Here is a 23,658-nt window from a genome sequence, read left to right as displayed (position 1 = left end):
TCAGCCTCCTTTCGCTTCGACATCGTCGAGATCGACATGATGAGTCGTCCCGCGTGACAGGTCGATCAGGTTCAGGATACTGTAAGCGATCATCAACGCTCCGCTGACCGGCAGCGCCAGATAGACCCAGCTCATCGGGATCTGCATGACGGCGCTGGTCTGGCTTGACGCGATGTTAACCGCCCGCATCCCGCCATAGATCAGCACGGCTGCCGCGAGGCTTATGAAAGCGATGGCGATCATCGCATCCAGCCGCAGCTTGCCCGGCCCGGACAGCCGGTCGCGCATCATGTCCACGGAAAGGTGGCTGCCCTTCCCGGTCGCATAGGCGGCGCCCAGCATCGACAGCCAGATCACGCCGTAGCGCAGGATTTCCTCGGTCGTGGAGGAAGGCTGGTTCAGCGCATAGCGGCTGATCACCTGCCAGGCCAGCACGGCGACCAGCCCGGCAAGCAGGGTGCAGCAGAGAATTTGCAGCGCGAAATCCAGCCCGCGGCGCAGAGCGGACATTACTCGGCCCCGCCCGCGTCCCGGATTTTCTGGACCAGTGCCTTGGCTGCGTCGTCCTGCTCGTCATAGATCGGGGCGACCGCCTCGCGGAACGGCGCGACATCGGGTTCATAGAACTGCACGCCAAACTCGTCGGCGGATTTCTTGCGCTCGGCTTCGATTGCCGCGTCCCAGACACTCTTGTGGAACCCGGTCGATTCCTTTGCGGCTTCCTGCACGGCGGCGCGCTGTTCCTCGGTCAGCCGGTCCAGGGCCGCGGTGCCGATCAGCAGGATATCGGGAATCCGGGTATGCCCGTCATAGCTGTAATGCTTCGCCACCTCGGCATGGCGGGCGATGGTCAGCGCGAACTCGTTGTTCTCCGCCCCGTCCAGAACGCCTTGTTGCAGCGATGTATAGACCTCGGCCTGACCCATGGCGACCGGCGTTGCGCCCAGCAGTTCCATTGTGCGGATCGCGGTCGGGCTTTGCAGCACCCGGATCTTCAGCCCCTTGAGATCTTCGAGAGTTTCGACGGGCGTCTTGGTCGTATAGAAGTTGCGGGCGCCGGAATTGTAATAGGTCAGCCCGACGAAGCTCAGGTCGCGGGTCGATTCATAGACCGGTCCGACAACCTCCGGATCGTCCATCGCCGCGTAGAAATGATCCTGATCGTCGAACAGATAAGGCAGCGGGAAGACCCCGTAGATCGGTGAAAAGCTTTCCAGCAGACCGCCCGAAACCTTGGTCATGTCAAGCGCCCCGCCCTGCAGCATCTCTACCATCTCGCGTTCGCCGCCAAGCTGGCTGTCCGGAAAGAACTGTACCGTGACCTCGCCACCGGTCTTCTCGGCTACGAGTTCGCCGAATTTTTGCATCGCCTCGACGGTGGGCGTGGCGTTCTGGGCATAACCGAAGCGCAGCGTTTCGGCCTGCACCGAACCGGCCGTCAGGATCAGCGCCAGCGCGGTCAGGGTCTTGATCGGTCTGTTCATCTTGTCTCCTCCACAAAAGCGCGCGTCAGATGTAGTCGCGCAGGTATTCGGCAAGCGCAAACATCGCCATCGCCTGCCCGTAGGGCATCGAAGTCAGCTTGATCTGCCGATAATAATCGAGATCGTCCCCCATCGCGGTGCCGAAGGATGTGTTCAGCAATTCGCCATCAGAACTGATATTGGCTATCACACCCCGAATGGCCCGCTCGGCGACCGGTGCGTAATCGGCAGGCAGATAGCGTTTGCGGACGCCCTTCAGCAGCCCATATGCAAAGCCCGCCGTGGCAGAAGCCTCTGGATAGCTGTCCGGATCGTCGATCAGCGTATGCCACAGCCCGCTTTCGTCCTGCGTTTGGCGCAGCGTGGCCGCCTGCCGGTTCAGTAGCGACAGCAAATGCCGGCGCAACGGATCGTCTTCGGGCAGGTTCAGCATCTCGATGAATTCGGGAATGGCGATGGTGATCCAACTATTCCCACGCGCCCAGAGCGCCCGGGCGAAATTGTGACTGCCGTCGAAGGTCCAGCCGTGGAACCACAACCCGGTGGCACTGTCAGCCAGGTATTGGGCGTGGATCAGGAACTGGTATTTCGCCTCCTCGATATAATGCGGGCGGCCCAGCACCTGCCCGATCCGGGCCAGCGGCAGGACGCTCATCATCAGCGTGTCGTCCCATATCTGCTGGTCATTCACATTGTTGTAGACGATATGCTGAAATCCGCCCTCGCGGGTGCGGGGCATGTCATGCATGACCCATTCGGCCCATGCGTCGAGATAGGCTTCCCATTGCGGATTGCGGTCTTTCTCATACAGGTTGGCCAGGGTCAGGAAGGGCGCGACGGTATTGATGTTCTTGGTCGGCGTGCCTTCGGCCAGGCGCGCGTCGAACCAGTCGCGGATGATCGCCATCGCCTTGCCGCTGCCGGTGATCTGCCAGTATTTGAACAGCCCGTAAAGCCCGATGCCATGCGTCCATTCCCAACCGGCCCAACCCTTGGTGTCGATGACCCGGCCATCCTCCAGATGAAGCAGGAACTCCCCTGTCTCGTCGGTGATGTTGATCAGGTTGTCGGCCAGACGCTCGATCAGCGCCGCAACTTCGTCACGCGGAACGAAACGGGCCTTTTGCCGCAGAAGCGGATGCATGGACGGTCTCCTCTCAATGCCGCAAGATTTCCGGAACGGCGTTTCGAAAATGAAGGAACCACAATCCGTTTCAAAAATCAATCATGAAGTTTACACAACTCAGATTTTGCGTGACTTACATTTATATTGCTGTAAATTAATGAAAATTACAAATCTAGAAGAATCCTTGACAGGTCTGTGCGATGAATTCAGAATGACGTTCCATAAATTACTGAACGAACCAATGCCGAAATCCACGCAGAAGACCGAAAACGCTGCCGCCGTTCTGAAAGTGTTCGCCGTGCTCGAATCACTAGCCGAGGAACGTCATGCAAGCCTGGGCGAAATCGCCCAAAAAGCGATGACGTCGAAGACGACGGCACACAGGCTGCTGCAAACCATGGCCGATCTGGGCTATGTCGAACAAGAGCCCGAAACCGAGAAATACGGGCTCACGCTGAAATTGTTCGGGCTGGGTGCCCGTATCCTGCGGGGGCAGGAGGATCTGCTGCGCGCTGCGGACCAGGCAATGGCGCGGCTGTCGCGGGCGACGGGCGAGGCAATCAACCTTGGCGTCATGGACGACTTCGACCAGCGCGTGGCCTATATCCACAAGTATGATTCAGCATACAGCCTGTCGATGCAGTCAACATTGGGCAAGCGCAACCCGCTCTATTCCACTTCGCTCGGCAAGGCGCTGCTGGCCTTTCGCGACGATGCAGAGATCCGTGAGAGACTGTCACAGATGGAAATGCGCAAACTTGCCCCGCGCACGATCACCGACCCGGACGAGTTGTTTGCGCAGTTGCAACAATTTCGCGCGCAAGGCTATGCCGAGGAAATCGAGGAAAGCGAGGCCGGCGTGCGTTGCATGGCCGTGCCTCTGCTGAATTATGCGGGGCGGTCGGTTGCTGCAATCAGCATCGGCTTTCCGCTTGTGCGTTTTGATGAAACTCGCAAGCCGGAATATGTCGGGATGCTGTTGGAGGCCGGCCGGGAGGCGTCCTCGGCGCTTGGCTACGGCTGAGATGTTTCCGCAATCCGGAAGGTTGTCCAAGGGCTGCAGTGTTGTTCGATGGCAGCGCCCCGGGATATCGCAGGATGCAGCTTGCAACTGAACCTGATGAACATGCAACCATGTCACGAGATCTGGATGCGTGCTCTAACTTGAGGATGGAACTGGTCTCTTCAGTAACGCGACATCAGCTGTTCGTGGCGTGAGAAAATTCTAACCACGTAATCGCGCGTCTCGGGATAAGGCGGAACACCGCCGTATTTCCGCACTGCCTCCGGTCCGGCGTTATAGGCCGCCAATGCGAGTATCGGGCTGCGGAAATTCTGAAGCTGTGTCAGAAGGTATCGCGCACCACCGTCCAGGTTCTGCACCGGATCGTTTGGATCGACGCCGAGCATTCGGGCGGTGCCCGGCATCAATTGGGCCAAACCTATCGCGCCCTTATGGCTGCGGGCATTTACCACAAAACGGGATTCCTGCCAGATCATGGCCTGGAACAAGGCCGCCCATTCATTCCGCGTGAGCCCGGCCGCCTTGATCGCGGGATGATATTGATATCTGGCTGCTGTCGCACGGACATTTCGCAAGGCATCCCCGCCGTGTATGGTCGGCTCGTTTCTCACGACCAGTTTCATGCGGCCTGCCGTCGATCGGGAGGCCGTTTCAAGACCGGTTTGCTTCGTCTCTCTCCCTCGTTTTGGAAGAATGATCAACTTGCCGGCAACATCCTGACGCGATTTCGCGGATAAGCGCATGCCGGTATTTGCCGGAGATTTTATCAGGAAACCGACATTGCTTTGATCCGCGTATGCGGATGCTGATGTTAAGGGGAGAAAGAGCGTCATCGCCAGAATCGCGGTCCGCAGCACCATGCCGGGGAGTAGTATTCTGTCAGATCGGGCCAATCTTCGTGTCATCGTCCCGCCCGTGGGAATTACGTTGGACATCCTGTCCGCACCGGAACGCAAAATTGCTGACGCCCAGGACGCCGTGGTTGTGGGCTCTCTCATGATTTGACCAGTTATCAATAGCTTAGTTTTATATCGTTCCGGATGGTATCCTTGGGATATGTCGGTTTGATGTCTCACCTCGTGTGGAGAGCTCTCAAATATGGGGCGATTGCCTGGATGTGTTCGTCATCCACGACATAGTCGCCGACCGGAATCTTTGCGATCAGGGCGACGGCCGAGGCGGCGTCATTGACGGGCACCTTCGCCCCCCGCAGCAATCGCGACACCGATGCGCGCCCCTGTGCCCGAAGCACGATCAAAGGAGCGGGTGTATCCCCTTCGACATAGCGCAGGCCGATGGCCAAATCCGACGCGGCATGGATGATCACCGTGGCCTGCGCAAGGCCGGTGGGGCGTTCGACCATGGCTCGCTGATCCGACCGCATCTGACCTTTCAGCAGCGGATCGCCATCCTGATCCTTCATCTCGCGTTTGAACTCGGTGATGGACATGCGCTGTTCGCGCATGAAGCCGGCCCGCTGGACCAGATAATCGAACAATGCCGCCAGGATCAGCAGGGCCAGAATCGCTCCCAGAACCGGAATGATCATGGCGTGGATCGCCCCGCCGGCGCAGCTCATGCCGCAAGGCGGTGCGGCGATCAGTATCCCGAGTTGCTGCCACAGCAGCAGCCCTGGCACCACGATCAGCGCTACCAGACGGAGTACATGCATCAGAAAGCCCATAAGCGCGCGCCGGCCAAGGATTTTCTTGAAACCGCTTGCGGGGTTCAGCTTGTTGAAATCCGGGATCAGCGGATGCGTCGAGAATACCGGCCCGCCGGAGATCGTCATCCCCCCCAGCACCGCAACGGCAATCACACCGATCAGGATTGGCAGCAGGAGGCGAAGCACCAGCTCCAAGCTGTCGCGTGCCTTCCCGGCCAGTTCCGTGGTGAAGTTCATTGCCGGATCCGCGGGAATGGTGAACAGGGCTTGCAGATCGGCGCCGATGGTCTCGCGTCGCATGAACAGATAGATCAGGACGAGCGCGGTCGTGACAGAGGTCAATGACTCGCGCGAGGTCACAACCTGCCCCTTCTCGCGAGCCTTTCGCAGCTTGTGCTGGCTCGGCGGAAGGTTCTTTTCCTCGGATGACTCATTGCTCATTCCACCACTCCGCGAAGAAACGGTCCGAGCGCACCGGCAGAGAAGGGCCCCCGTCCGATCTCGTCCATGACATAACGGGCCAGAACGGTGGCATAAATCAGCATCAGCACCGCGTTCACCGCTTGCTTGACCGACATGGCAAGAAACATCGCGTTTATCTGCTGCATATATTTGGTTGCCACCACCAGGACGAGCTCGGTCAGCAACAGGGGAATGATGATCGGCAGTGCCAGCAACAAGCCGGCGCGGAAGAGATGATCCAGCAGTTGCAGGACCAATGCGCCCTGGCGCGGATCCGGCAGGGAAAGGCCCGACATGACCGGGAACAGCCTGTAGCTTTCCATGATCGGGCCGAAGACCACGGGAAACAGCACATTCTCGGCGGCCAGCACCAGCAGGCAACACAGGAAAAGCAGCGTTCCGGTAATGCTGCTCTCGGTCGAGGATTGCGGATCGAAAAGATTTGCCATCGCGGCGCTGCGCTGGTTATCGATGAAGTCTCCGGCAGCCAACGCCGCCCAGAAGGGCAGTCCGGTCAACAGCCCGAGAAGCGCGCCGATCAAAAGCTCGCCCAGGATCAGCCCGGGCACGACGGTAGGCGAAAGAATCAGGGGGTTCTCTGCGGCCTGAACGGCTGCGGCCGGCAGAACCGGTGAGAGAAGGGCGATCATCACAGCGCCGCGCAACAATCCGCTGCTGATGCCGAAACGTCCGAATACCGGGTTGAGCATGACAAAGCCCATCGGGCGCGCGCCCACGATGGCCAGCAGCAGCAGGACTCCGGCCAAACCGCCCGGCAGTGGCCCGAATATGCCATCCGCCCCGCTCATCCCGAGGCGATTCTTGAAAACATCTCGGTCGCGAAAGACACCAGCCGCATCGACAATCCGGCTCCGAGGATGATGATAACCCCCGCTGCCGCCAGCAATTTGACCGCATGGGGCAGTGTCTGGTCCTGTATCTGCGTCAGCGCCTGGATCAGCCCGATGATCAGCCCGACCGCCGTTGCGGCGATGATGACCGGCAATGACAGTTGCAGCACAAGGATCATCGCATGGTTCAACGCCTGGTATAGCTGCATTCACCCCCCCGAAACATAGCTCATGACCAGCCCGTGGGTCAGCCGCGACCAGCCGTCCACGGCGACGAAAAGCAGCAGTTTGAAAGGCAGCGAGATGACCATCGGAGAGACCATCATCATTCCCATCGCGGTCAGGATATTGGTGATGACCAGATCGACCACGATAAAGGGCAGATACAGCAGCACGCCGATCTCGAAGGCCCGGGTCAACTCGGCCGTGACAAAGGCCGGCGCGAGGATGAAGATATCCTGCTCGGTGGGGCTGACGGTGGTTGCCGCGTGCATTTCCTCGGCTGCGGACAGGAAGAAGGCGCGGTCCTCCGGAGTGGTGAAACGGGTCAGGAAATCGCGTATCGGTCCCAGTCCCCTCCGGATTATCTCGGGCCATTCCGAGGGGGCGGGCAGCGTGGTTATCGTGCCGCCATCAGTCATCGCAGAGAATGAAGCGGCTATGACGGGCGACATGACATAGCCGGTCAGAACTATGGTAACCCCGTAAAGCACAAGATTCGGAGGAGTCTGCTGGATACCAAGCGCGCTGCGCACAAGGAAAAGCACGACCGCGATCTTGACGAAAGCGGTCAGGCTGACGACCAGGAACGGCACGATCATCAGTCCGGCGGCAGCGATCAGCAATGGAAAGGGGCTTTCCATGGCAGCCGTCACTCGTTGCTGAACAGGCTGCGAATCTCGACCGCTCGCTGCCCGGCGACCGAGATGACCTCTCCTGTGCCGATCAACTGCCCATTGGCGACGATATCGACCATCGCCCCGTCCGGGCGATCCAGGGTGACAATGGTCCCGGGGCCGGCCCGCCGCAACTCGGCCAATGACATGAGGCGTTCGCCGAGCCGGAATGAAAGCCGGATCTCCAGCGCATCGAAACTACCGGCAATTGCCAGGGAGTGCCGGGGTGCGGGTTCCGGTGATCCGGTCTCCGGGCGTTGCTGATCGTCATGCGAGGGGTGCTGCTCTTGTTCTGACATGAGTTCCTTGGTTCCCGTTTGAAATGGCTTGCCGGATTGTCGCGGGCGGAACCTGCCGGTCATTCTCCACATCGTTGGCAGGAGGCCGTCGCCGGCGGCTTGGGCGGATGCGATGAACTGCTCTTCGAGAACCAGGCTTGCGGTTGAGGGAAGGTCGGCAAGGACCAGTGCGTCACCGGGGTTCAGACTGCGCAGTTCGACCATGCTCAGGCGCGTTGTCTCTATCTCGACGGCAAGGCGAAGATACAGGGGGAGCGTCTCCGGGCGGATGGTATTCCACCGCGACAATACGGGTGCCAACGAATTGGCGGCCGGTTCAGACAGGATCAGGGGCATGTGCAGGTGGATCGACCTTGCGGCGGGGCGCTGGACGACCTCGGCACGCAGGCCAAGCCGCAGGGCCTCGCAAACGGGTTCTGCGTGGGAGAATCGCCGAAACCGGACAGTCAGGCCGGTCTGCTCTTCGATCCCGTCCAGCCATGTTGAAAGCGCCTCTTCAAACAGGACCGCAGCGTCGACCGGATCGGCGCTTTCCAGAGGCAGGCCCGTCATTCGCCGCACAGTCCCCCAGGAAAGGCCGATATGTGCGGGATGCCCGTCTATCTCCAGTTCAAGCCATGCACCTTGCGCAGGCGAATCCACCGCTTCTGTCAATGCCGCCTGTATCGCGGCACCACCGACGCGTAACGAGATGGGAGTCCGGTGCCCGCAAAGCCGGTTCTGGGCGGTTGCCAGTGCAAGGCTTTGCCGTCGTCGGGACAGCACCGCCGGACCCGAAGCGACCTCCGGAGGCACAACTCGATGCGCATCTTCCAGAACCAGCCGGCCGGTGGACAGGAACGACATCTCGGAGGGATCGGTCATCATTATTCCCCCGCAGAATTCGGGCGGTGCCTGAAACCGCGGTTTTCCTCCATTTCGGTTTCATCCCGGCGATCGGCGGCCCTGATGAGCGCATCGGCCAGCGGAATTCGTATCCGGTGGCGTTTTTCCGTCTGCCGTCTGGCCCGCAGCAGACCGCGGCGTGCATCGACCAGTTCTGTTTCTGCCTCGCGCCGCCTTGTCTCGGCCTCTTGCAGAGCCAATTCCGCCTCGCTTTCGCGTTGGCGGTCCGCCTCGAACGTGGTCAGAACGGCGGCCAGGGAGCCGCGCAGTTGTGCAGAACCGATCATCGGATTACGCAAGGTCTCCCGACGCTCGGCCTGAATATGGGCCAGTTTCCGGGCCTCGGCCTCCCGGGCCGCCACATCCTGCGCACGATCCGACAGCACGGCAGCCGCTGCAGCGACCTCGCGTTGCGCCAATCCTTCGCGCAGTTCGGCTAATTGTAAAAGCTTGTTTGCCTGCCGCAGTTTCGCCTTCATGATTGTCGTCCAAGCTCAGCCAGCGCCGCCAGCGTGACCTCGAGAGAACTGCGTTCGGCCACCGTCTGCCGCAAAAACGCATCGGTCCGCTCGCGCATTTGCAGCGCCTCGTCGGCCAGCGGATCGGAACCCTCGCGATACTCGCCGACCTGCACCAGGATTTCGATTTCTTCCAGCTTGGCTAGCCGGGTGGCAACGCGCTGGCTATGCGCAAGCTGTTCAGGGGTTGCGACGGCGGACACGACGCGACTCTTGCTGCGCAGAATATCGATGGCCGGGTAATGGCCGCGCGCCGCAAGATCGCGCGACAGGATGATATGCCCGTCTAGCAGGCTGCGCATCTCGTCGGCGACCGGATCAGAGGCGTCGTCGTCGCCTTCGACCAGCACTGTATAGATGGCGGTGATGACACCCTCGCCGGTCCGCCCGGGGCGTTCGACCAGACGTGGCAGATTGGCGAATACAGAAGGGGGAAAGCCTCGCCTGACGGGTGGCTCGCCTGCAGACAGGCCGATTTCGCGCAGGGCGCGGGCGACCCGTGTGACGCTGTCGATCAGCAGAAGCACACGCATTCCCCGACGGCGGAATTCCTCGGCGCAGGCCGTCGCCGCAAGTGCCGCGCGCAGCCGTTCGGTCGCCGGGCGATCCGAGGTCGCGACGAAGACGGCAGCGCGCCGGCGGCCTTCGCTGCCAAGGTCGCGTTCCAGGAATTCGGCCACCTCGCGGCCGCGCTCGCCGATCAGGCCCAGAACGATGGCATCGGCCCCGGCTCCGCGGATGATCTGCGATAGCAATGTCGATTTGCCGACCCCCGCCGCACCGAAAATGCCCATGCGCTGACCTTCTCCCATGGTCAGCAATCCGTCGACAGAGCGCAGCCCGGTCACGAAGGGAGTATCTATGATCGGGCGTGACAGGGGTGGCGGAGGCCCGGCATTCAGGGGGACACGGCCTGCCACGGCGGGGCCGCCATCCAGCGCGTTGCCAAAGCCGTCCACCACCCGGCCCAACAGATCCGGTCCTGCCGGTCCGAGCGGTTCGGCGCCCGTCGGCATGACTTCGGTTCGGGAGGACAGGCCGCGTATGTCACCCGCGGGGGCGAGGATGGTTTCTTCGCCGTCGAAGCCGATGATCTCGGCCGTGGTTTCAACCTTGCTTACCGGATCGCGCAGCAGGCATTCCTCGCCGATGCGGCCATCGGCCATGCGGGCATGCAGGACGCAGCCCGAGATGCGCGTGATACGGCCACGCAGTTCGATCGTTTCGATACGTTCGGCGCGCGCACGAAGCTGTGCCAGCAGAGGATCGGTGACGCTTTCGTTCACGGCTCGTGGCCTTCTCGGTCCGGGGGCAATGAACGGCCGTCCGCATGTTCTTCCCATGGACGCAGTGCACGGTCGGTCAATGCGGCAGGGCCGATCTCGGCGCTGCCGTGATCGCTGGTCAGGAACGCGCGGCCCGGTTCCAGGGCGGGATCGGGGATGACCGAAAGAATCTCGGGTCCCTCGGTGCCGACCTCCTCCACCGCACGGCGCACCGGGCCAACTGTGTCGGGCGCGGCAAAGACACGCCCCCGCCGATGATCGCGCAATTGCCGGAGCGCTTGCAAAGCCGTGCGATAGGATAGTTCCTCGGGTTCGAAAGCGCCCAATATGCTGCGCACCGTCTGGGCCACCAGCCGCGCAAGCTCGGGTTCCATGTTGCGCAGGCGGGTCTGGGCGGCTTCTTCTGCCTTGGCGATCAGCCGTGACGCGGTGCGGGTCGACTCGCGCAAGGCCTGCAAACGCGCCTCGCCGACAATGCTCTTTTCCAGCCGGGCCGCGTCCTCATGGCTGGATCTTCGGGTTTGCTCGGCCTCGTGCAGGATCCGGTCCGCCTCGCGCAGCCTTCCGATCTCTTCACGGCGAAGAATGCGGCTGGCGGTCATGGTGATGCCTCCTCCGAAGAGGTGATGGCGGCCATCGCTGCGGTCAGGGCCGCGGCATGCCGTCGGGACCGGGCAGGCGCATTCGCCAGAGGCAGGGTAACGGATCCATTCCGGTTTTGGCCGCCAGACAGAGTTAGTTGCGGGAGGGTTTCCTCGGCCTCCGGCTGCTCCGGGGTGGCGGCGGATGGAGCATATTCCCGGTCGAGCGGCGCCGGCAGTTCCCTAGCCCAGATCGATACGAGTTCCTGAACGATCTGTTCGAACTCGCTTGTGGGCCGGTCAAGGGACAAGGAACGATGGCGAAGGGCGAAATCCCGGGCCTCCCCGCTGACTGGTAGCGCCGCGATCTGTTCGGGCCTTATGGCACGGGCGATTTCGTCGGCCATCAGAGCCGCCGCGGCGGCCTCGAACACCCGCGCTGCCAGTTCCGGTTCGGGAATCAGGGACAGATGAGGGTTGCCGCAATCCATGGCCGGATCAAGTGGTTCAAGGCCGGCACCCAGCCTGCCCGCAACCCGGCCAGAGCTCGAAATTCCGGAAAGTTGCCGCGCCGCCCGCGCCGCCACGATCCTTGCGCGCAAGCGTGCCACGCGGCTCCGCGCGGGATCGATCCGGAGGCGGGCGGCAGGCTGATTCATACTCCTCCCTCTTCACCGAACTCGTCCGCGACGGCTACCGGGCCGCGTGGCGACCGCGAGATTCTGGTGCGCAGAACCGGTAGCAATGCCAACCCCACAGCAACGATTACCGCCGCTGCCAACCCACCCAGGGTTATCCACAATCTCTGGGCGGAGCCGGGGTGAACCCAAATTCCCAATACCTGTGAAAACCTGACCGGCTCTTCAGCGGATTGTTGATCGGCGGCCGCGGGAACCATGACCACGGTGATGTTGTCGTAGAGTAGTCCCTCGATCGAATTGGCGACCAGGAGCTTGATATGCGAGGCATAGTCGCTGACGTTCGATCCGCGCGCATAGCGCACGAAAACCGAGGCAGAGGACGGTTTGACATCGCGTCCCAGCATGTCCGATTCCGGTAAGACGACATGAATCCTTGCCGACAGAACCCCGTCGATCTCGGCCACGGTGCGCGATAATTCCTGGCTTAGCGCATAGATCATCCGGGCGCGTTCCTCGGTGGGCGACGAGACCAGCCCCTCTTTCCTGAAGATATCGCCCATGCTTTCATATTTGCGCGACGGCAGGCCACGCTCGTCCAGAAGTGCCATCGCTTCGGGAAAACGCGCTTCATCGACCATGACGGTGACGCCTTCCGCGCCGTTGATTTTGGATGCGGGGATGCTAGCTCCGAGAAGCGCGGCAACCATTTCGTTGGCTTCGCGCTCTGTCAGGCCGCTATAGAGTTCGGCCTTGCAGGCGGCGATAACGCAAAGCACGCAAAGCGCGGTGACAAGACGGATACAGCGCATGTGAATGATCGGACCTTCCGGGCCTCAGGTCCCTTTCAGAAAGCTGTTGAGATTGCTGCCGAGACTTTGCGAGATCGACGTTGCCATCGAGAACTGTACGATCTGATTCTGGATCTGGGCGGCTGTGTGGAAGGACTCACCGAAGGATTCCAGCGCATGGGCCAGACTGTCGGCTTCGTTTCCAGCCGCTGGCCGGACCGCCGGTCCGACATGGCCTTCCAGCGTTTCGGCGCTTTGGTTGAATTCCATGTGCATCTGGCCCAGGCGTTCAAGCGTGGCTTGTGCCATCTCGCTCAGCACCGGCTCTTGCGGCATCGTCGCGTTACCGGTGGTGTTGCCTGTCGCATTGGCAAAAGCTGTAACTGCGGTGACCATCTGTTCGGCCTTTCGGTAAACGGAAAATCGGGGCTCAGCCCTGTCCGGGCATGGATGTCGCTATCTCAGACCGTGGCCGCGGATCCGGGACTACCGCCGCCACCACCTGCAAGGCCGAGGCCAAGGGCGGAAAAGGGGGTCGGTCCAAGGGTCATGCGGATGGTCAGGGAGCGACGTTCCGGGTTGCAAAGCCGGAACCTTTGCGCCTTGCGGGCGCAGCTTACCGCCCGGGAAAGGCGGATAAGGGGATTGGCCAGACGACCGCCCGCGCGCATCACCATCCGGCGGCGCAGCCATGCCATCATCGCCGCGGCAACGCGCGGACGAAACTGGCATGCAACAGGCTGATCGTTTCTCATCGGAATCTTTGGTCCTTCAGTGTGATCGCGGGGCTTTGTCCCTGCGAATGGCGGGAAAAGCGGAGGAAGTTGCTGGCGACCATCCCCTTTTCCCGCACGGTCGTCAGTAGTTCGCGCCGCCGCCGATGCCGCCGGCAAGATTGCCCAGCATGCCAGCGAAATTCATGGCTCCGCCAGCCAGAGCAAGCGGCGGAAAGGCCATTTTCAGCAGCGAGCCGAACGGCGAATTCAATAGTCCGGTGATCCCTTTCAGCGCCTGAGTGACGCCGCCAAGCAGCTTGCCGACGCCGCCAAGGGCATTGCCGATTCCGCTAAACAGTCCCATGTTATGTCTCCATCCTTGTCATGCCCGCTCTGCATCCTGACCGTCACGTGCGGGCGTCGCTTCGGTCTCCAACGCAAGTCCCTGATTTTCCTGCGTGGTCTCGGGTGCGCCATTCACCAGCAGGTCGGTGAAGGCTTCGGCCGCGCCGCCCGTGCCGGAAAGATCCTCCTGCAGGCGGCGTGCCTCGTCATGTTCATTCTCAAGCGCCTTGCACATGGCCAGTATGGCCCGCGCTTCGTCGCGCCCCTCGCGGTCGGATGCGAGGATTGCCGTCAGCCGCTCATCCGCGGCGGCAAAATTGCCCGTGGTCATTTCCTGTAGCGCGATCCCGATCTCGCCAGCAGCATATTGCGGCATCCATTCGTTGATGGCCTGAAAGATCGCACCCAGATCGGTGGATATGCCCCGCATGACGCCGGAATACCCCGCCTCGATCAAAAGCTTCATATCGGCCCGGTCGAGTTGCATTGTCATCCCCTCAACCCGCCAGTTCGGGCAGATCCTGCGCGAGCGATGCCAACACTTCGCGTGCCTGATCGGCCCGAGAGGTAGCTGTCTCGGCTGCTTCGACGATCAATCGGTAGCCGGCCTCGGCATTGCCATTGCCGATCATGAAAAGCCCGCGGCCAATATTGGCCATGGCGTCCTGCGGGTAATGATTGGCCCAGCAATCGAAAACAGGCATGAGGTCGGTTTCAACCCCGCGCTGCCCGCAGAGAATCGCGGCTGCCATCAGCAGATGGATATCGTCGATCTGGTCCGCATCAGCTCCGTTCCGGGTCATTCCCTGTCCTTTCCATTTTTACTGTGTGCGACCGTGGCGCCATCCATTGCCGCGTATGATCGTTGGAAGCCCTTTCGATTTCGCATCCGGGGCGCTCGCGGCGGCCATATGTTCGACCAGTTCCGACACGGCATCGATATAGCCCTGTGGTGCGACAACACGGATCATCCCGGCCTCTGCACCGGCGCGTAGCGGATAATGCGGATCGCTCAGGCCGAGCTCGCGCATCTGGTTGCGCAATTCATCAACCGGGACACCGTCAAGACCGATCAGCCGGCTGACCACGGTTCCGGCAGGTTCGACATGCACGGCGACGCCATCGAACCACCAGACCATGTGTCCCTGGCTCGCCATGTCGTCCAGGGCGTCGCGCAAGCTGCCATCGGGATTGGATATTGTGACCCTGCCCCCGACCCCTTCGGCGGCAATCACAGGTATATCCGTCTTTTGCGTCATCTCTTGCAAAACCGCCTCGATCTGCACGTCGTTGGCCCGATAAGGAAATGGGTGCGCCAATATGTCCTTTTGCATCACCAGCACCCCCTGTCCCGCGACAGGCAGGACAAGAAGTGCCAATATCGTCAGGCAAAGCGGTATGGACCGGAAAACCGGCGCCATTTGCGGAGTTCTTGCGCCGATACTTCTTTCCATTCTCGCCACCTCACATAAGAAAACCCGGGTTTCACGACAAAAACGTAACGATTGCGCGGAGTTTTGACGAAATTTGGCTGGGCATATCGATGCCGGCGGAATATCGCCCTCCCGCAACGCCGGTCATCCCTGTGTTACCTGTGGCGGGCAGATTGACGGGGACCATTGCGAATCCGTGTGAGGAAGGTGCTCTGATGTCCCGCATCCCGATATATGCAGCTGCAATCGCAGCTCTGACCGGTTTTTCGGGTGCTGCTGTGGCCGGTCCCGCCGATCCCGAGATCTGGGCCCCGCGCATGGCCGAAACTTATGTCACGATGATGGGAATGGATGCCGAAACGGCCGATCTGGACGCTGTAGGGGCGGATATGCGTAGGCTGATCGCCGCTTTCGGGCAGGAGCCGCTTTTGGCCGAAAAGGGGCCGCCCGCATTCGTTCAAGCGGTGGAGCTGGCGCAACATGGCAGCGTATCCGCCACCCGCGGCGCGATGTATGACCTTGCGCGCGATATCCTGCTGACTGCTGCGAAGATGTCGGGGCAACCTGCGGACAGTTTCATTCCACTGGATATCTGGAGCGATGTGGACCCGTTTCACGCGGAGCTGACGCTGGGCCTGGGACTGGCCGCAAGCGATATAGCCGCGATGGACAAGCTGAAGGCGCTTGAGGCGCAGTCGGGGCTGCAGGTCATCCCGGCAGCGCCGTCCGAGGAACTGGTGATGAAAGCCTGGCGCCAGCAGGAGGACGAGCCGGTGAACAATGTCCTGCCCACAAGGCTGCAGGCATGGGCCGACGGTGTGGAAGCCGCCTGGCCCGAGTTGAATGACGGCGAGCGCGAGGCGGCACTAGGCGCGCTCTTCCGCTCGGAGGTTCCATCGCAATCGTTGCTGAGGAAGGTCCTGGGAACGGAAGACATCGTTCATTGGCTGGCCGGGGTGGACCTGCCGATGAGTGAAACCGAGCGGCAGCAGAGCCGCGAACTGGTTCATTTCATGGAGATGGGTGCCTTTGCCGGCCCACTGAAGCAGCCGTTGATCGAAATCGCCCAGATGCGCGCCGCGCAGGGCTCGGCCGCAGGCCTGGGCGCGGCGGCGACCCAGCTGATGCGCCTGAACAACTGGAGCGCCATGACCGGCGAAATGCATAGCTGGGAATCCTACCGCTACATGACGCAGGGCTATTGAACGGATGCACGGCCCGGGAATGTTGCCGGGCCGTGATCGGAACGCCATCGCTATCGGGGATGGCGTCTATTCACTCAGTTCCAGTGCCGTATAGGGTCCGGGATCGTCCGAGATAACGGTCAGCGTAGCGTCCGGGCCAAGAAAATCAGGCTTGGCTCCATGCACCCAGACAGGCGGGCTTATCACCAGTTCTTCGACGACCTCCCCTTCATATCCGAATACGAGAAGGACCGAATCATCGGTCATTTGTGAAGTGGTTTCATCACTCAGGCGATATGACTCACCAAACATCGCCTTGTAGACATCCAATGAGGTGGATGCGGGGAAGCCTTGTACCGTGTCCCATTCGAAATCGGTAATATCGGCCAGGCGAAGTTGCGCGCCTTTGGGCCCCGCCTCGGTAAATTCGGTAATCTTGTCGAGCATTGCGGTTTCATCTTCGGATTGGCCGGCGCCTGAAACACTCCACCCGGCGAAGAGGATCGCGCAGAGCGTCAAGGCGGCGGCAGGTTTTCTCAGGTTCAAGGTCATGTCAGGTCTCAGCTCGATTCATAATCCGGTGGTGTCTGTGTTCCGGGCATGACATCGCGGCGGGCGTCGCCCGTCTGTCCGACCTCGACCTGATTCGAATAGGCCAGATCGCCATTCTCGTCGATCACCAGCATCTCACCGTTCTCGACGGCATCGTAAACCAGCTCCGCGAGTTCCTCATCGGACGCGTCCGGGTTTTCGCTGGCGATGCGGCGGCCGACCTCGTTATTATACAGGTCCATCGCCTCCTTGGCCGCGGGATTGCCCTCGACACCCTCGTGCGCGGTGCCGAACGAGGTTGCGAAATCTTCTCCGAAACGGTCGGTCATCAGCGCGTTCCAATAGGCATGTCGGAACGCATCGTTGTGACCGTCTTCAGAGCCTTTGACAGGCTCGCCATTCGCGCCTACCTGCGGGTAATATTCGTCGGCAGTGCGATAGGCCAGTCCCGGATCATTCGGGTTGTTCGAGCTGATCTTCTCGAATTCCCGCAGGCCCAGCAATCCCTTGCGCGAGCCCAGCTCATCCAGAAGCTCGGCCTCGGTCCTGGTCATCTTCTTGCTGTCCATGAAGGGAACGTCGATAGGAATTGGCCCCAGATCGGGTGTATATTCCACCGTTTCGTCGTCCTTGACCTGGTATTCCTTCAGGATACGGTCCAGTTCATTCCGACCTGCCGGAGGATCGGCGGGGGCGTTTTTCCCGGGCTGCGGTGCGGGATCCGGTTGACCGCTTTCCGTCTCAGGCCTGTCGGAAGGTGAAGTCTCGGGCCCGCTCTCCGGCGCTGATCCGGTATCGGGCCTGGACCCGCTTTCTTCGGGCGCCGAGGGCGGGTTCGGCGACGATGGCGCCGGACCGGACGGCGCCGGGGTGGAATCCTGTGGTCCGCTGTCCGATGGTTTTCCGGGCTTGGTCGGCTCTGCCGGCACTTCCACGGTTTCGGGCTTGGGACCGCGCGCGGTGCCGGGCAGGTAAACCGTGTCACCCTTGAAGACCAGCGAGGGGCTGTGCAGGTGGTCGCGGTTCAACTCCACCATCTCCATAGGATCGACGCCATGCTGTTCGGCCAGATTCCACAGATTGTCGTCCTTCGCGACCGTTATCATATCGTGACGCTCATATTCCAGCGTCGGATTGATGCGCCCGGTCTCGTCCATCGCGCCGGTGGCGCTGCTATGCGCTTGCACCGTGTCGGCCCGGACCCAACCCGAAACGGCTTCATCATTCACATCCGTTCCGTTTACCTTGAGCCACTCCTGCCCTCCGGCATCGGTGCGGCGCTCGCCCTCATCGCGCAGGAAGGTGCCGTTCTGTAGGATTCCGGTCCGTGCGCCATCTGGCGCGTCGCGCACGGTCGCCCCGGTCCAGGGAGTCACGGTCAGTGTCTTGCCGTCGTCTTGCGGAGCCGGTGGGAGACGGGTTTCGGTTCGAGTTTTGGGATCGTCGGGCTGCTGCTGACTGGGGGCGATGGTGACATGGCCCTTGTTCGTGACATCATCCAGCCCGGATTCGAAGATCACCGTTGCCTCGGCCTCTGCCACGCCCAGATTGACCTTCGCCCCTTGCTGAGTGTTCACGCCGCTGCGCAGGATCGTCTGACGTTCCAGGTCGATGCGGGCGCCGGCCTCCTGAGCGGCACCGGGGAAATTGCCGTCAAAGAACGCCCCGGCGGCCTTGTCCAGCCGGTCCGGATTGTCCAGCGTGACCGTGGATTTCAGTAGTTGCGAGTCCCCGCGCGAGGGATCGGCAAGGCTCTGGTCGCGATATTCCAGTTGCTGGCCCAGCGTGATCGAGTCGAGGCGCATCCCCTCCGTGCCTGACAGGGCGCTGCCTTCCGGAAGCGGACGGCCGCCTGCCGAATTGGCCAGCTCGGTCCCCTTTGGGATCGTGAAGTTCAGGCTGATATCGGCAGTCGCATTGGCCAGTTCGAGCCGGTTCTCGAATTTCGGTTCGATTGGCAGGCCGTTGAGGTTAAATCCCTTTTGCACCTTTTCCTTGGCCGATAGCCGAAGGCCGCCCTCAAGGGTGTAGGACACGCGGCCATCCTTTTCTGCGGTCGGCAACTCGACCCGGCGCGATATTTTCTGCGTGCCATCGAGACGGCCTTCTCCGGCGATATTGAGATATTTCATATCGCCTTTCAGTTCGGCAGCCAGACGGCCCCGCGTGCCGATGGTGGATTCATAGGCGGTGACGTTGTTCTTCAGGAAGGACAGGTCTTCCTCGCTTACACCGGCAATTGCGCGCGATACATGCCCAGGTGCGCCGTCCTCGTTCAGCGGATTGCCAAGCGGGTTGTCGCCGCCACCGGATGCGGCGCCTGCTGCACCGTTGATTGCCACGCCTGCCGGTCCCAGGCCAAGCAAGGCCAGATCGGCACCGTCGCCCACGGCGTCGGCCATGTGCAGCTTCTGAACCGTTTCGGCGGCACGGATGGCATCTTCCTTGCTGTCGAAACTCATTTCGACGGCATCGAAGGTCTGTCCACCGGCCTCGGCCTTAAGCCGGCCATTGACGCTGTTTCGCCCGGCCCCCGCCTTGCCGCCCTTGCCGACAGTGTCCGTGCCGACCTCTCCGGTCAATGCGCCGAGCGATTGCTTGTCGTAGCGCAGCGTATAGCTGGCATCATTTCCTTCGCCCTTCTGGGTAATGCGCATGTCGGCGCCAAGCTGGGCCTTGCCGCCCACCATGACGCCCCGCAAATTCCCCTGGGCCTTGATCTCGGGCGTAATCCGAAGATAGGCGGAGTCGCCGTCGCCATTCAGCTTGTTCACGCCATCGCGGATGAGAACGCCGTCCTTCGCTCCCGCACCCGCGTCGGCAATCCCTGAACTGACATCACCCTTCTCGGCCGGCGGCGTGCTGGAGACCGGACCGCCATTGCCCTTCTCATCCGCCGGATTGGACGGAGCGGTAACCGGCTTGCGCGGAATGCTGGAGACATGATCGGTGGTCGTTTTCTCACGAATTCCTTCAAGAAGCATGCTCGAATCCATCCTCAGATATCCGGCACTGAACAGGGCGGTGCCAATTGCAAGCGCGCCGCACACATCAAGGGCGTGCGGGCGAAGTCACGATTATCCCGAGCATGCGGGCAGAGCGTAACCGTTTTTTGTCAGTGCTGCCCGTATCGGAAGGCATTTCCCGGGTCGGCGATAAATCGCCACCCATACGGTAATGGAGCGAGCGATTTTCGGGATGACTTCTCGGGGTTCGCCAGATTTCATGATTTCGTCAATTGACTGATACCTTGCCGCATTAGTGTCGGGCAAAATCGCCGTTCATTTCCAGCGAGGTGACAGCAGTGACCCGTATTTTTGGCCCCGATTCCAGAACAGCCATATCCGTGCCGCGCCCCGTCCCGGCAGAGCGGCAGATATCGGAGCCTGAAGCCGCCGAGGTAACGCAGCAACCTCGCGAGATGCCGCCGCCCGTTGCCCATCCGGGCACCGTTCCCGCGCCGGAGCCGGAAGTCACCCCCGAGCGGGAAACCGAGATTCAGGCCTGGGTGGATGATAACGCCAGGGCCAAGACCGGGATGATCTTCAAGGACAGTGAAGGCGGTTCGCGTATGGCAGAGGCAATGCGCGGGGAAGCGTCGTTAGGGGCGATGAACAGCGCGGAGCGGCAGGTGCTTGCTGAGGCGGCGGTTTCGGCCTGGAGCGGTCAGGATTCCGGTGAGCGTCAGGAGAATATGCGCGAGGCCGCCGAGGGCGTGGCCTCGGATCCCTCCATGCGCAGAACCATGGCACAGGCATTGGCCGCACCGGAGTTGCGGGCACAGCAGGGCATCGCCCAGGCCGGGGCGATCATCACGACACCAGAGGCTCGGGAGGCCGCTTGGGACGGCTTGGAGCAGGCGATCAAGCTGGATGCGGCCGCGGTGGTGTCGAGCTTCGGCGGGCTTGAGCCGCAGCTTGCCAGGATAATGCAGAACCGTCCGGACATCCGCGAAGCGGTCTGGACCGCGCTTGGCGATCGCGGCTCGGTTCCGGCGGATCAGGCCGAGCGCATGACAACCGCGCTCTTCATGTTCGAGGATGGCTCGGGTATTTCGTCAACGAGTGGCCGCGCGGGATTTGCCGCCGCGATTGCGAATGCCCGCCGTCCCGGCGAAAGCGCCGCCGATCCGCTCGCGCGTGACCAGATTACCGACAATCTGACCGACGTGCTCGAAGATGGTGACGCGAATCATATGATCTTCGACCAGGAAATTCCTCCCGAACAGCGCCTCTGGGCACTTGACCGCGCGGCGGGAGATGGCCGCCGGCAGACCGAGGGCTTCATGCATGGAGGCTGGGAGAACGAAGACGTTTCTCGCGCCTATGCCAATGAGGTCACCAAAGCCTATCGTGGCAGGGGTGCCGTGCCGCAAAACCTGTCGGGCGAGGCGCTTCGCAACATAATCGGGCAGGCCATGGGCATTCAGCCGGATCAGTTGCCGCAAGGCGAGCTGTCCGAAGAATTCCTGGCGCGCGGTCTCGACAATACCTTCTATTCCCATGGCGAACAGAACGCGGCGCTTGACCGGGTGGCCGACCGGATCACCGAACTGGGCGGCGAGCAAGCCCAGGTCAGCGTCGTTCCGGTCACCATCACTTCCAGTGACGAAGGCGCGGCGGCCGTTCCGGTTTTCCGGGTTGAGACCGGCGAGGGGGTCAAGTTCGTCGATCATACCGGGCGAAGCTATTCCGATCTTGAGGATTGGGAGCAAAACAACACGCTGCCCGACGGCAAGATGACCTATGCCAAGGGGCTGGATCTGAGTTCGCAAGACCTGACCCATCGCAATACGCCTGGCGTCGTCGACAGCTTTGCAGAGGGTTTCGGGCGGGTGGTTGACGGCGTGGCCATCGCCGCCGGTGCGGTCGCCGGAGTCGCGATCGTCGCCGGTTCTGGCGGGACGGCGGCGCCCCTGGTTGCGGCGGGGGCCGGGTTGTGGATGGCTGGGCGTGCCGGGCAGAATCTTCATGACATGCAACAGCATGGGCAGGATATCGGCGATCTGTCCGACCCGGGCGTGCGCGGCGCATGGCTGGAGGTCGCTGCCGGCGCACTCTCGGTCGGAGCGATCGGCGGGGCTCTACGATTGGGCAGCGCGGGCGCGCGGGTTTCCCCCGGCCTGGCACGCAGCATCTCCGGTGTCGGAATGGCCGCCGAAGGGGCGGATATGCTGGCCCTTGCCGATCAGTCGATCCAGCTCGGCCAGAACTGGAACGAACTGTCGGGAGCCGAGCGGGCCGGGGCATTACTCAACATCGCCTTCTGGGGTGGCATGGCGGGCGCATCGCATATGGCTGGCCGGACCGCGAGCGGCACATCCGGGCAGGGCGATTTCGCCGCGCTTGATCTGCGCATCCGCAGCGGCGGTGCGGGGCTGGCGCAGCAGGACTTTCCGCTGGATGTTTCCGTGCCAGGGCTTGCACCGGGTGAGATGCGCGTAGCCTATGACATGCAAAAGGGTCGTGCCACGAATATTCGTATTCAATCGGGTTCGGCCGAGCCTGACGCGGCGCAGTTGGAACTGCACATGCGGGTCGCTGCCCAGATGGAAGAAGCCGGCGGGCTGCGCAGTCGTTTGGGCGGTCTGCTTGGCGGGCGGAATGATCCGCCGGTGGGGTCGGATGCCTGGGAAGCCCGGCTGGAGATCGACAAGATCGCCACAGAGGCGGAGCAACTGGCCAAGGACGCCGGAGCCGCCAATACCCTGGCGGAACGACAGCGCATCGCGACGCGCCAGCGGGAACTCGACCAGGCGCTCACGCGCGAGACGCTCCGGCTGGATGCGGCTGCAACGGACGGGCAGGGTTTCGTGGCTGCGCCGAGGTCGCTGGACGACATCCTGACGGACAGGGTGGCGAATGGCGAGATCGCTATCGGGTTGCCGGATGGAATGACACCGGTGACGCGTCCGGATGCCAGTGCCCAGGCCGAGGTGGATTACGGATCGATCAACGCGAAAGGGCAGGCACTGGGAATAGAGGCGACACTTACCAAGGAATGGGTGGACAGGGATAGCGGAACCTCGGCAGACGGAGATATTCGTCCACCCGGGTTTCCTCCACCCGGCGTCAAGAATCACCCATTCAGCCGGGGCCACCTGCTTGCGAAACGCTTGGGGGGCAGTGGAGATATTCCGGAAAATCTCGTCACCCTCTACCAGTCTCCCGCGAACTCTCCTGTACATTCGGATTTCGAGCGTGTTGTATATGATGCTGTCCAGGCTGGCGAAACCGTTAGCTACCGCGTAACGCCGATTTATGAAGACGGTGATCTGAAACCGACGGCTCTCGCCATCTCGGCGCGCGGTTCGGAGGGACTCGAATTCGACATTACTCTGTTCAACAAGGGGAACGAATGATGGACTGGATGGAAGAATTGCAAGCTGCGCTCCGCCCGCCTGTCCAGCACGAGATTGTCAGCGCCTCGCACGACTGGTCCGCGACAGAGCGCTTCCTCGGGCGAAGTGTTCCGCAGGATTACAAGCGTTTCGTCGACGTTTACGGTGACGGCAGCTGGCATTCGTTCATTCTGTTCTTTCTTCCGGGTGATGAACAGGAAAGATTTGCACTGCCTCAGGAGGCGGTATTGCAGAACAGGGTCTACAAGGAGCAGAAGGCCAACTGGCCGGACCGATACAGGATGCCGCTCCTGCCCGATGAAGGCAGTCTCATGCCCTTCGCCCGAACCGAGAACGGGGATTTCATAGGCTGGATTGTCGAGCAGGGGGAACCAGACAACTGGAAAATCGGCGTTCTGGCTCATGAAGAAGGCATGGCTGAGCAATTCGATATGAATTTCGCGGAATTCCTGACCCGCCTCACGAAAGGCGAGATTAAGCCCGACTGCTTTCCGGCAAGCCTGGATCGGGCCAGAGCCGAGTTTCATCCGGCCATTCCATGGAACCCGGAAGATGGCTGA

Annotated in this window: 26 protein-coding genes; 4 read left to right on the top strand and 22 right to left on the bottom strand. The window is 61.6% G+C overall.

The genetic code is table 11. From position 1 onward, the window contains the following. The 3 genes from C9E81_RS12740 to bglB are packed head-to-tail and all read right to left on the bottom strand — an operon-like array spanning position 1 to position 2,628. The gene (locus C9E81_RS12740; protein WP_122112729.1) at positions 1-510 is read right to left on the bottom strand and encodes a TRAP transporter small permease; all 510 of its coding nucleotides are present in this window, start codon (positions 508-510) and stop codon (positions 1-3) included. After that, positions 510-1,484, bottom strand: a complete 975-nt coding sequence (locus tag C9E81_RS12735; RefSeq protein WP_122112728.1) for a TRAP transporter substrate-binding protein — start codon at positions 1,482-1,484, stop codon at positions 510-512. Before C9E81_RS12735 ends, C9E81_RS12740 begins: the two co-directional genes overlap by 1 nt. Before the next feature lie 25 nt (positions 1,485-1,509). Next, positions 1,510-2,628: a beta-galactosidase BglB gene (bglB, locus tag C9E81_RS12730; protein WP_122112727.1), complete on the bottom strand. Its 1,119-nt coding sequence runs from the start codon at positions 2,626-2,628 to the stop codon at positions 1,510-1,512. On the opposite strand from bglB, the gene kdgR reads away from it, so the two are divergent. Further along, positions 2,627-3,634: a DNA-binding transcriptional regulator KdgR gene (kdgR, locus tag C9E81_RS12725; RefSeq protein WP_243698634.1), complete on the top strand. Its 1,008-nt coding sequence runs from the start codon at positions 2,627-2,629 to the stop codon at positions 3,632-3,634. The two genes, bglB and kdgR, sit on opposite strands and share 2 nt — an antisense overlap. Before the next feature lie 161 nt (positions 3,635-3,795). On the opposite strand, the gene C9E81_RS12720 is transcribed toward kdgR, so the two are convergent. From C9E81_RS12720 to C9E81_RS12640, 17 genes are all read right to left on the bottom strand, one after another. After that, complete coding sequence (locus C9E81_RS12720) at positions 3,796-4,494, bottom strand: lytic transglycosylase domain-containing protein (RefSeq protein WP_243698633.1); 699 nt, start codon at positions 4,492-4,494, stop codon at positions 3,796-3,798. 212 nt (positions 4,495-4,706) lie between these two features. After that, positions 4,707-5,741 (bottom strand): EscU/YscU/HrcU family type III secretion system export apparatus switch protein, encoded by a 1,035-nt coding sequence (locus tag C9E81_RS12715; protein ID WP_122112725.1) that lies wholly within the window; start codon positions 5,739-5,741, stop codon positions 4,707-4,709. Further along, positions 5,738-6,571, bottom strand: coding sequence for an EscT/YscT/HrcT family type III secretion system export apparatus protein (locus C9E81_RS12710; protein ID WP_122112724.1), 834 nt, complete (start codon positions 6,569-6,571; stop codon positions 5,738-5,740). The genes C9E81_RS12715 and C9E81_RS12710 overlap by 4 nt, the downstream gene beginning before the upstream one ends. Continuing rightward, positions 6,568-6,822 carry an EscS/YscS/HrcS family type III secretion system export apparatus protein gene (locus C9E81_RS12705; RefSeq protein ID WP_122112723.1) on the bottom strand — a complete coding sequence of 85 codons (255 nt, stop codon included), beginning with the start codon at positions 6,820-6,822 and terminating at the stop codon, positions 6,568-6,570. The genes C9E81_RS12710 and C9E81_RS12705 overlap by 4 nt, the downstream gene beginning before the upstream one ends. After that, the gene (sctR, locus tag C9E81_RS12700; RefSeq protein WP_122112722.1) at positions 6,823-7,476 is read right to left on the bottom strand and encodes a type III secretion system export apparatus subunit SctR; all 654 of its coding nucleotides are present in this window, start codon (positions 7,474-7,476) and stop codon (positions 6,823-6,825) included. An 8-nt stretch (positions 7,477-7,484) separates the two neighbouring features. Continuing rightward, positions 7,485-8,672: a FliM/FliN family flagellar motor switch protein gene (locus C9E81_RS12695; RefSeq protein WP_166461901.1), complete on the bottom strand. Its 1,188-nt coding sequence runs from the start codon at positions 8,670-8,672 to the stop codon at positions 7,485-7,487. A gap of 2 nt (positions 8,673-8,674) precedes the next feature. Further along, positions 8,675-9,172 carry a hypothetical protein gene (locus tag C9E81_RS12690; RefSeq protein ID WP_122112720.1) on the bottom strand — a complete coding sequence of 166 codons (498 nt, stop codon included), beginning with the start codon at positions 9,170-9,172 and terminating at the stop codon, positions 8,675-8,677. After that, positions 9,169-10,497 carry a FliI/YscN family ATPase gene (locus tag C9E81_RS12685; RefSeq protein ID WP_243698632.1) on the bottom strand — a complete coding sequence of 443 codons (1,329 nt, stop codon included), beginning with the start codon at positions 10,495-10,497 and terminating at the stop codon, positions 9,169-9,171. The genes C9E81_RS12690 and C9E81_RS12685 overlap by 4 nt, the downstream gene beginning before the upstream one ends. Next, the gene (locus C9E81_RS12680) at positions 10,494-11,099 is read right to left on the bottom strand and encodes a hypothetical protein (RefSeq protein WP_122112718.1); all 606 of its coding nucleotides are present in this window, start codon (positions 11,097-11,099) and stop codon (positions 10,494-10,496) included. The genes C9E81_RS12685 and C9E81_RS12680 overlap by 4 nt, the downstream gene beginning before the upstream one ends. Next, on the bottom strand, positions 11,096-11,737 hold the full coding sequence (locus C9E81_RS12675) for a hypothetical protein (protein WP_122112717.1): 642 nt from the start codon (positions 11,735-11,737) through the stop codon (positions 11,096-11,098). Before C9E81_RS12675 ends, C9E81_RS12680 begins: the two co-directional genes overlap by 4 nt. After that, positions 11,734-12,528 (bottom strand): type III secretion system inner membrane ring lipoprotein SctJ, encoded by a 795-nt coding sequence (gene sctJ / locus C9E81_RS12670; RefSeq protein ID WP_122112716.1) that lies wholly within the window; start codon positions 12,526-12,528, stop codon positions 11,734-11,736. The genes C9E81_RS12675 and sctJ overlap by 4 nt, the downstream gene beginning before the upstream one ends. Before the next feature lie 24 nt (positions 12,529-12,552). Next, positions 12,553-12,903, bottom strand: coding sequence for a hypothetical protein (locus tag C9E81_RS12665; RefSeq protein ID WP_122112715.1), 351 nt, complete (start codon positions 12,901-12,903; stop codon positions 12,553-12,555). Positions 12,904-12,968: 65 nt separating this feature from the next. After that, entirely contained in the window at positions 12,969-13,262 is a 294-nt protein-coding gene (locus C9E81_RS12660) for a hypothetical protein (RefSeq protein ID WP_122112714.1), read from the bottom strand. 103 nt (positions 13,263-13,365) lie between these two features. Next, a complete protein-coding gene (locus C9E81_RS12655; RefSeq protein WP_122112713.1) occupies positions 13,366-13,587 on the bottom strand; it encodes a hypothetical protein in 222 nt (73 codons plus the stop codon). 18 nt (positions 13,588-13,605) lie between these two features. Beyond that, positions 13,606-14,055, bottom strand: a complete 450-nt coding sequence (locus C9E81_RS12650; RefSeq protein WP_147457593.1) for a hypothetical protein — start codon at positions 14,053-14,055, stop codon at positions 13,606-13,608. Between the two features lie 10 nt (positions 14,056-14,065). Further along, the gene (locus C9E81_RS12645; protein ID WP_122112711.1) at positions 14,066-14,371 is read right to left on the bottom strand and encodes a hypothetical protein; all 306 of its coding nucleotides are present in this window, start codon (positions 14,369-14,371) and stop codon (positions 14,066-14,068) included. An 18-nt stretch (positions 14,372-14,389) separates the two neighbouring features. Next, the gene (locus tag C9E81_RS12640; RefSeq protein WP_147457592.1) at positions 14,390-15,022 is read right to left on the bottom strand and encodes a hypothetical protein; all 633 of its coding nucleotides are present in this window, start codon (positions 15,020-15,022) and stop codon (positions 14,390-14,392) included. A 194-nt stretch (positions 15,023-15,216) separates the two neighbouring features. Here C9E81_RS12640 and C9E81_RS12635 point away from each other — a divergent pair, with 194 nt between their 5' ends. Continuing rightward, on the top strand, positions 15,217-16,206 hold the full coding sequence (locus C9E81_RS12635) for a hypothetical protein (protein WP_122112709.1): 990 nt from the start codon (positions 15,217-15,219) through the stop codon (positions 16,204-16,206). 66 nt (positions 16,207-16,272) lie between these two features. Here the strand turns inward: C9E81_RS12635 and C9E81_RS12630 are convergent, their stop codons facing one another. Together C9E81_RS12630 and C9E81_RS12625 are read right to left on the bottom strand one after the other, a co-directional pair. Continuing rightward, entirely contained in the window at positions 16,273-16,737 is a 465-nt protein-coding gene (locus tag C9E81_RS12630; RefSeq protein WP_122112708.1) for a hypothetical protein, read from the bottom strand. Between the two features lie 8 nt (positions 16,738-16,745). Next, entirely contained in the window at positions 16,746-19,721 is a 2,976-nt protein-coding gene (locus C9E81_RS12625) for a LysM peptidoglycan-binding domain-containing protein (protein WP_147457591.1), read from the bottom strand. A gap of 320 nt (positions 19,722-20,041) precedes the next feature. Between C9E81_RS12625 and C9E81_RS12620 the strand changes: the two genes are divergently transcribed. Together C9E81_RS12620 and C9E81_RS12615 are read left to right on the top strand one after the other, a co-directional pair. Continuing rightward, positions 20,042-23,098: a DUF4781 domain-containing protein gene (locus C9E81_RS12620; protein ID WP_147457590.1), complete on the top strand. Its 3,057-nt coding sequence runs from the start codon at positions 20,042-20,044 to the stop codon at positions 23,096-23,098. Continuing rightward, the gene (locus tag C9E81_RS12615; RefSeq protein WP_122112705.1) at positions 23,095-23,658 is read left to right on the top strand and encodes an SMI1/KNR4 family protein; all 564 of its coding nucleotides are present in this window, start codon (positions 23,095-23,097) and stop codon (positions 23,656-23,658) included. Before C9E81_RS12620 ends, C9E81_RS12615 begins: the two co-directional genes overlap by 4 nt.

Source organism: Paracoccus alkanivorans (assembly GCF_003697785.1).
Taxonomy (GTDB): Bacteria; Pseudomonadota; Alphaproteobacteria; order Rhodobacterales; family Rhodobacteraceae; genus Paracoccus; species Paracoccus alkanivorans.
This window is presented reverse-complemented; position numbering and strand designations above follow the sequence as displayed.

Coding starts and splice junctions, on each gene's coding strand:
- C9E81_RS12740 (WP_122112729.1), bottom strand. CDS start 510: ATGTCCGCTCTGCGCCGCGGGCTGGATTTCGCGCTGCAAATTCTCTGC.
- C9E81_RS12735 (WP_122112728.1), bottom strand. CDS start 1,484: ATGAACAGACCGATCAAGACCCTGACCGCGCTGGCGCTGATCCTGACG.
- kdgR (WP_243698634.1), top strand. CDS start 2,627: ATGGACGGTCTCCTCTCAATGCCGCAAGATTTCCGGAACGGCGTTTCG.
- bglB (WP_122112727.1), bottom strand. CDS start 2,628: ATGCATCCGCTTCTGCGGCAAAAGGCCCGTTTCGTTCCGCGTGACGAA.
- C9E81_RS12720 (WP_243698633.1), bottom strand. CDS start 4,494: ATGGTGCTGCGGACCGCGATTCTGGCGATGACGCTCTTTCTCCCCTTA.
- C9E81_RS12715 (WP_122112725.1), bottom strand. CDS start 5,741: ATGAGCAATGAGTCATCCGAGGAAAAGAACCTTCCGCCGAGCCAGCAC.
- C9E81_RS12710 (WP_122112724.1), bottom strand. CDS start 6,571: ATGAGCGGGGCGGATGGCATATTCGGGCCACTGCCGGGCGGTTTGGCC.
- C9E81_RS12705 (WP_122112723.1), bottom strand. CDS start 6,822: ATGCAGCTATACCAGGCGTTGAACCATGCGATGATCCTTGTGCTGCAA.
- sctR (WP_122112722.1), bottom strand. CDS start 7,476: ATGGAAAGCCCCTTTCCATTGCTGATCGCTGCCGCCGGACTGATGATC.
- C9E81_RS12695 (WP_166461901.1), bottom strand. CDS start 8,672: ATGACCGATCCCTCCGAGATGTCGTTCCTGTCCACCGGCCGGCTGGTT.
- C9E81_RS12690 (WP_122112720.1), bottom strand. CDS start 9,172: ATGAAGGCGAAACTGCGGCAGGCAAACAAGCTTTTACAATTAGCCGAA.
- C9E81_RS12680 (WP_122112718.1), bottom strand. CDS start 11,099: ATGACCGCCAGCCGCATTCTTCGCCGTGAAGAGATCGGAAGGCTGCGC.
- C9E81_RS12675 (WP_122112717.1), bottom strand. CDS start 11,737: ATGAATCAGCCTGCCGCCCGCCTCCGGATCGATCCCGCGCGGAGCCGC.
- sctJ (WP_122112716.1), bottom strand. CDS start 12,528: ATGCGCTGTATCCGTCTTGTCACCGCGCTTTGCGTGCTTTGCGTTATC.
- C9E81_RS12665 (WP_122112715.1), bottom strand. CDS start 12,903: ATGGTCACCGCAGTTACAGCTTTTGCCAATGCGACAGGCAACACCACC.
- C9E81_RS12660 (WP_122112714.1), bottom strand. CDS start 13,262: ATGAGAAACGATCAGCCTGTTGCATGCCAGTTTCGTCCGCGCGTTGCC.
- C9E81_RS12655 (WP_122112713.1), bottom strand. CDS start 13,587: ATGGGACTGTTTAGCGGAATCGGCAATGCCCTTGGCGGCGTCGGCAAG.
- C9E81_RS12650 (WP_147457593.1), bottom strand. CDS start 14,055: ATGCAACTCGACCGGGCCGATATGAAGCTTTTGATCGAGGCGGGGTAT.
- C9E81_RS12645 (WP_122112711.1), bottom strand. CDS start 14,371: ATGACCCGGAACGGAGCTGATGCGGACCAGATCGACGATATCCATCTG.
- C9E81_RS12640 (WP_147457592.1), bottom strand. CDS start 15,022: ATGGAAAGAAGTATCGGCGCAAGAACTCCGCAAATGGCGCCGGTTTTC.
- C9E81_RS12635 (WP_122112709.1), top strand. CDS start 15,217: ATGTCCCGCATCCCGATATATGCAGCTGCAATCGCAGCTCTGACCGGT.
- C9E81_RS12630 (WP_122112708.1), bottom strand. CDS start 16,737: ATGACCTTGAACCTGAGAAAACCTGCCGCCGCCTTGACGCTCTGCGCG.
- C9E81_RS12625 (WP_147457591.1), bottom strand. CDS start 19,721: ATGCTTCTTGAAGGAATTCGTGAGAAAACGACCACCGATCATGTCTCC.
- C9E81_RS12615 (WP_122112705.1), top strand. CDS start 23,095: ATGATGGACTGGATGGAAGAATTGCAAGCTGCGCTCCGCCCGCCTGTC.